Source organism: Pseudomonas sp. 24 E 13, from assembly GCF_900004715.1.
GTDB classification, from domain to species: domain Bacteria; phylum Pseudomonadota; class Gammaproteobacteria; order Pseudomonadales; family Pseudomonadaceae; genus Aquipseudomonas; species Aquipseudomonas orientalis_A.
In genome coordinates, this window is sequence record NZ_CVTO01000144.1 from 1441 (window position 1) to 7767 (window position 6327).

The following is a 6327-nucleotide window of genomic DNA, read 5'->3' on the forward strand; positions in this document are numbered from 1 at the left end:
CTGGTCGGCCCAGAGGCCGCCATCGGGGGCAAGCCCCCTCCCACATTTGGACCTCGGAGCGTCAGGTAGAAACGCGTCGGCTGTCCGGCCCTCACGGGAGCAAGCTCCCTCGCCACAGGTCCGGCGCCGTACCCGAGCTGTTACATCAGCGGAATCGAAACCTCAGTCAATCAACCCATGCGCGTCATAGAACGGATACGGCCCCGGATAATCCCCAAACACGCCGTTATGGCTGATCAAACCCTGTTGCGCATCCCAGCGATGCAACAGATAGCCCGGCGGCTCCAGGTTGAAATGCGCGGGCGCCGCGTCCTGCAAATCCAGCACGATCTGGTGGGACGTGCCGGGGCATACACAACTGAGGCTGGCACCGAAACGGCGCTGCATCGGCCGATGCAGATGCCCGCACAACAGGCGCTCCACCTGCGGGTGGCGTGCCACCACGCGCTCCAGGGCGGCGGCGTTGATGAAGGGTTCGCGGTCCATATGGCCGATGCCGCTGATAAACGGCGGGTGATGCAGGATCAGCAAGGTCGGCGCCTGCGGGCGCAGCGCCAGTTGCTCATCGAGCCAGTGCAATTGGCTGTCCAGCAACTGGCCGCCATGGCTGCCGGGAATGGTGGAGTCGAGGCCGATCAGGCGTAGCGGATGCGTGTCTACCACCCAGTCCAGCGGGCCCTCTGCCGATAACGGCAAGTAGGCATGATCGCCGAACGCATCGAGCAACGGCCCGCGCGCGTCGTGATTGCCGGGTACCAGATAGAACGGCATGTGCAGGCGCGCGAGTTCAGGGTGCAGCACGGCGTACTCATCGGCGCGGCCAAAGTCCACGAGGTCGCCGCTGATCACCACGATGTCAGGCCGTGGTTGGCTGGCGTTCAGGTGATCGACGGCGCGGCGCAGCGCGCCCAGGGTGTCAACCACGCCATAGGTGAGGCGCTGGCCGGCCTTGAGGTGCAGGTCGCTGATCTGTGCAACGAGAAACGGATGATTCACAGTGGATTCTCACGCATTCAGGGTGAACAACATGTGCGGCGCAATCGCCAGGGCAATCGGCGCGCCGACGACGTACAGCTGGTTGTCGCTGCTGTCGACCAGCAACGGTTGCGGGCCGCCCACGTCCACCAGCAAACGGCTCTGCGCGCCCTGGAAGAACTGCGCCAGCAGACGCCCGTGCAAGTGCCCTTCGCTTTCCATCACCCGCAGATGTTCGGGGCGGCAATACAGGGTGTCGGGCTGGTCGGCGCCGTGCCACGGCAGTTCGCCGCCGCAGACTTTCAAGCCCTTGGGCGACGACCCGCTCACGGCGAAGGCGTTGAGGTTGCCGACAAAGCCTGCGACAAAGGCATTGGCCGGTTTCTGGTAAATGTCCCGTGGGGTGGCCAGTTGTGCGATGCGTCCGTGCTCCATCACCAGGATACGGTCGCCCAGGGCCATGGCTTCGCCCTGGTCGTGGGTGACGAACACCGAGGTGATGCCAAGGCCGCGCAGCAGTTCGCTCAACTCACTGCGCAGGCGCTCGCGCAGTTGTGCGTCGAGGGCCGCCAGCGGTTCGTCCAGCAGCAATACTTTCGGGCGTGGCGCCAGGGCGCGAGCCAGGGCGACGCGCTGGCGCTGGCCGCCGGAGAGTTCATGGATACTGCGCTTGCCGTGCTGCTGCAAGCCCACCAACTCAAGCAGTTCTTCGCAGCGCTTGTTGCGCTCTCGCGGCGCCATCCCTCGAATCTTCAAGCCGTAGACAATGTTGCCGGCCACATCCAGGTTGGGAAACAGCGCGTAGTTCTGAAACACCATGCCCACATCGCGGCGCTCAATGGGCAGGCGAGTCACGTCCTGATCACCGAAAAACACCTGGCCCACGTCCGGGCGTTCCAGGCCGGCGATCAAGCGCAACGTGGTGGTTTTGCCGCAGCCGGACGGGCCGAGGATCGCCAGGGTTTCGCCGCCTTCGACGGTCAGGTCCAGGTCATGCACGGCCACGGTGCCGTCGGCAAACGCCTTGCGACAGCCTTGCAGGCCAATAGTAATAGCGGTCATCGACGCTCTCCACGGGACAAACGGGCACTGATGGCCTGCAGCGCAATCAACAGCGGCACGATCATCAGCAGGAAGATAAGGGTGTAGGCACTGGCGATTTCCAGGCGCGCCGAGGCGTAGCTGTCGGCGAGGCCCACCGGCAGGGTCTTGGTCATCGGCGTGTGGAGCATCCAGGTCAGGTTGAATTCACCCAGGCTCAGGGTGACCACCATCAGTACGCCGGCCAGAATCCCCGCCCGGCAATTGGGCACAACCACGCTGAAAAAGCGCTTGATCGGACCTGCACCGAGGCTGGCGGCAGCTTCTTCCAATACCGGCAGTTGCTGGCGCTGCATCACCGCCATCACCGGGCGCACCAGGAACGGCAAGGTGAACAGCACATGGCCGACGAGGATGAACAGCCAACTGCTGCGAAAGCTGCCGAACTGGCCGTACGTCAGCAGCAGCGCCAACGCACTGGCCAACCCTGGCATCGCCACCGGCAACACCATCAGTTCTTCGAAGGCGCGACTGAAACGGTTGTTCATGCGCACCAGGGCATAGGCCGCCGGCACACCGATCACGCAGACGCACACCGCGCAGGCCAGGGCCAGTTGCAGCGAGAGCCACACAGTGGGTGAATAGGCTTGCCACACCTGGATCAACCAGTCGAAGGTCAAGCCGCTGGAAACGCCGACAAAGAAGTTGCGTGTCAGCCCCGCCAGCAGCGACAGCAGCACCGGCACCAACATGAAGGCGCACACCAACAGGGTAAACAGCAGTTGCAGCACAAACAGCGATGAGCGCTTCACAGCACAGTCCCCGAATTTTTCACCAGGCGCCGCGTGAGCAGCAGCACGGCCCAGGTCACCGCGCCAAGCACCACCGACAGCGCAGCGGCGACGGCAAAGTTGGCGTAATTGGTGAACACGTTATAGATCGCCACGGGCGTGACGTTAAGGCGCGTGCCCAGGGTGAACGCCGTGCCGAACGCGCCCATGGACGTGGCAAAACAGATCGCACCGCACGACGCCAGCGCCGGCGCCAGGCCCGGCACGATCACATCGCAGACCACGCGCCAGTGCCCTGCCCCCAGTGAATGCGCGGCCTCCTCCAGGCTGCGGTCGAGGCTTTCGCAGGCAGCCATCACCGTCAGAATTACCCGGGGAATCGAGAAGTACAGGTAGCCCACGAACAGCCCTGCCAACGAGTAGGCAAAGATCCAGCGCTCACCGGCCAGTTGCAGGCCCAGGGCGGCAAACAGTCCCTGGCGCCCCGCCAGCAGGATCACCAGGAACCCCACCACCACCCCGGGAAACGCCAGCGGGAACGTGAGCAATGCCACCAGCGCCGAGCGCCCGAAGAACTGTTGCCGTGCGAGGAAGACACCGCTGATACCGCCGATCACCAGCGCGACCAGCGTCACCATCCCTGCCAGGATCAGGGTTTGCCCCAGGCTGCCCAAATACTGCGCACTGCTGAGCACCTGCCAGTAGCCGCTGCCGCTCCCATCGCGGCTTTCGGCGCCGAGCACCATCAGGTGCGCCAGCGGCAACAGCCAGAACGCGAGCAGCACTGCGAAGGCCGGGGCCAGCGCCCAGGCGGCGTGTTTTGCCGATGTCGCCACTTACTTGACCTCGTTCAGGTAACGGGCGGCGAAGGCTTCCTGCACAGCGGCCATTTTTTCGTAGTCCACGACACCGGCGCGGGCATAGTCACTGTCCGGGAGGAACTGTGCGGCGACGTCCGCCGGCATTTTCATCGGCCGCACCGGGCGCAGGTAGGCCTTGGCCCACAGTGCCTGGCCCTCGTCCGAGAGCACGAAGTCGAGGACTTTTTCCGCGTTCGCACGGTGTGGCGCGTTGGCGACCAGACTCATGACGTAGGGCACGCTGATGCTGCCTTCCTGCGGAATCACGAAGGCGACATTGGCCTGGTCTTTGTAGCGGGCGCGGTAGGCGTTGAAGTCGTAGTCGACCAGGATCGGCAACTCGCCGGACAGTACCCGTGCGTAGGCGGTCTGCTTGGGCACGATGGGGCTGTTTTTTGCCAGTTTGCGAAAGTAGTCGATGGCCGGGGCGAAGTTGTCCAGGTCACCGCCCATGGCGCGGTTGATCGCCACCGCCGACACGTAGCCGACAAAGGCGCTGGACGGATCGAGGTAACCGACCATGCCTTTGTACTCAGGCTTGAGCAGGTCGGCCCAGCTTTGCGGCACCGGCAGACCGCCGAGTGCGTCGACGTTGACCATGATGCCCAGGGTCCCGGAATGGATCGCGAACCAATGGCCGGCGGGGTCTTTCAGGCCGGCGGGAATCTGGTCCCAGGCCTTGGGTTTGTAGGTGTCGACCACCTCGGCTTTTTGCGCCTGCAGGCCGAAGGTCACGCCGTAGTAAACGACGTCGGCCACCGGCGCGGCTTTTTCCGCCACCAACTGCGCCAGGGACTGGCCGGAGTTTTTGTTGTCCAGCGGCACCTGCACGCCGGTGCTGGCGGCGATGGCCTTGAGCTGGGTGCCCCAGTCGGCCCAGTCCGGCGGGCAGTTGTAGCAAATCGCAGTGTCGGCGGCCTGGGCCAGGCTGGCCGCACCGCACAGCAGCAGGGCTGCCAGGGTTTTACTGAGTGCGCGCATCAAGGGTCTCCTCATGGGGCTGGGTACTTTCGCCTGGCCGGATATGGCAAGGCAGGCAATGGGACGTCGGGGCGTTGCCGGCGATTTGCGCCAGCAGTTGGTCAATCACGGTGCTGGCCAGCAGCGCAATGGGCTGCACCACGCTGCACAGGGTCGGGTGCATCTGGGTGCCGAGGCTGATGCCATCGAAGCCCATCACAGACAGTTGCCCGGGCACGTTCCAGGCGTTGCGGCGCAGTTCGGCAATCAGGCTGATCGCCAGGAAGTCGTTGGAACACACCAACGCCGTGGGCGCGTCGGGGCTCTTGAGAAACGGCGCGATCGCCGTGAACTCGGCCTGGGTGTGGGCCGGCATTTCGATCACCGGGCGGCTCTTGAGACCGTACGCTTCCATCGCCTCGCAATACCCCGCATGCCGCAGACGGGCACGGTCGGACTGCAACGCGGGGCCGGCGACCATGCTGATCCGGCGGTGCCCGGCGTCCAGCAGATAACGCGTGGCCAGGGCCATGCCCGCGCGGTTGTCGACCGACACCGCGCTGTAGTTGGGGTTGCTCGGCTGATGGTAGGCCAGCACGAAGGGTGTCTTTTCGGTGTTCAGGCTGCTGAGCACGGCATTGCTTTCGGCATCGGTGACCGTCAGCACCAGACCGTCGACGCGCTGGCGCAACAGTTCTTCCACCACCGTGCTTTCGCGCTCGCTGCTGTAATCGGTGGTGGCCAGCACCAGGCTGTAGCCCCGAGACCGCGCGGCGCGCTCCATGGCCTGGAACTGCTCGGCGAACACCGGGTTGAGCAGGTTGGGCACCACGACGCCGATCAGTTGGGTGGTCTGCAGGCGCAACTGCCGGCCCAGCAGGTTCGGCCGGAAACCCAACTCACGGGCGGCGGCGAACACCTGCTCACGGGTGACCGGGCGCACCTGGTCCGGGGAAGCAAAAGTGCGGGCGGCGGTGGCGCGGGACACGCCAGCCAGGCGTGCTACGTCTTTCAGGTCAGTCATTGGGGCTCGCTTGAGATCGATCTCATTGGCGAGGACATTAGCGAGGGAATGTGGCAGGAAGGTGGTGGAAAGATGACGGTTTGATGTCAGTGCCCCGACTGCACATCGCGCTCAATGTGGGAGGGGGCTTGCCCCCGATGGCGGCCTCTGGGGCGGCCGGGATGGTGGATTGGGTTGAGTACATATCCGTTGCTGCGGTCACGGCTACTTAGGGTTCCGCTTTTACAGCGGGTCACTTTTGGAAAAGAGCCCCAAAAGTAACCAAAAGGGCTCTTGCCCCACCACTCGGCACCTCGCTAATGCTCGGTGTGCCCGCAATCCGACATTGATGTGGGGGGCCGCCGCCACGCGCCATCCATGGCGCGGGGCGGCTAAACCGGCGTCCTGCCGGTTTACCCCCCACATCAATATCGAATTGCGGCCAGCGTGGTTTGACGGGGCGCCTAAGATCAAAAGCAAGAGCAAGAGCGGCTCGCTTCGCATCGTGGCGTACACCGCCGTCTGTAGGAGCGAGCTTGCTCGCGAAAAACGTCAACGATAACGCGTGCTTCCTGAATCAACGCGGCGCCTGTGAGTTTTTCGCGAGCAAGCTCGCTCCTACATAACGCAGCCGCGCCCACCCGTAACCACGATGCGCAGCGAGTCGCTTTTGATCTTGATCTCAGGCGCCCCGTTA

6 protein-coding genes are annotated in these 6327 nt (G+C 64.2%); all 6 read right to left on the reverse strand.

Annotated features, from left to right (window positions below):
• Positions 1-162: 162 nt before the first annotated feature.
• From BFP90_RS19560 to BFP90_RS19585, 6 genes are read right to left on the reverse strand one after another with little or no spacing between them, the layout of a single operon-like run.
• On the reverse strand, positions 163-996 hold the full coding sequence (locus BFP90_RS19560; protein ID WP_065897754.1) for a phosphodiesterase: 834 nt from the start codon (positions 994-996) through the stop codon (positions 163-165).
• A gap of 9 nt (positions 997-1005) precedes the next feature.
• A complete protein-coding gene (locus BFP90_RS19565) occupies positions 1006-2037 on the reverse strand; it encodes an ABC transporter ATP-binding protein (RefSeq protein ID WP_065897755.1) in 1032 nt (343 codons plus the stop codon).
• On the reverse strand, positions 2034-2828 hold the full coding sequence (locus BFP90_RS19570) for an ABC transporter permease (protein ID WP_065887404.1): 795 nt from the start codon (positions 2826-2828) through the stop codon (positions 2034-2036). The genes BFP90_RS19565 and BFP90_RS19570 overlap by 4 nt, the downstream gene beginning before the upstream one ends.
• Entirely contained in the window at positions 2825-3643 is an 819-nt protein-coding gene (locus tag BFP90_RS19575) for an ABC transporter permease (protein WP_065897756.1), read from the reverse strand. Before BFP90_RS19575 ends, BFP90_RS19570 begins: the two co-directional genes overlap by 4 nt.
• Positions 3644-4648 carry an ABC transporter substrate-binding protein gene (locus tag BFP90_RS19580; protein WP_065897757.1) on the reverse strand — a complete coding sequence of 335 codons (1005 nt, stop codon included), beginning with the start codon at positions 4646-4648 and terminating at the stop codon, positions 3644-3646.
• Positions 4632-5651 (reverse strand): LacI family DNA-binding transcriptional regulator, encoded by a 1020-nt coding sequence (locus BFP90_RS19585; RefSeq protein ID WP_065887407.1) that lies wholly within the window; start codon positions 5649-5651, stop codon positions 4632-4634. The genes BFP90_RS19580 and BFP90_RS19585 overlap by 17 nt, the downstream gene beginning before the upstream one ends.
• Positions 5652-6327: the final 676 nt, after the last annotated feature.

Bases quoted from the DNA above. Each gene is read 5' to 3' on its own strand.
- BFP90_RS19565 (WP_065897755.1), bottom strand. From the start codon at position 2,037: ATGACCGCTATTACTATTGGCCTGCAAGGCTGTCGCAAGGCGTTTGCC.
- BFP90_RS19580 (WP_065897757.1), bottom strand. From the start codon at position 4,648: ATGCGCGCACTCAGTAAAACCCTGGCAGCCCTGCTGCTGTGCGGTGCG.
- BFP90_RS19585 (WP_065887407.1), bottom strand. From the start codon at position 5,651: ATGACTGACCTGAAAGACGTAGCACGCCTGGCTGGCGTGTCCCGCGCC.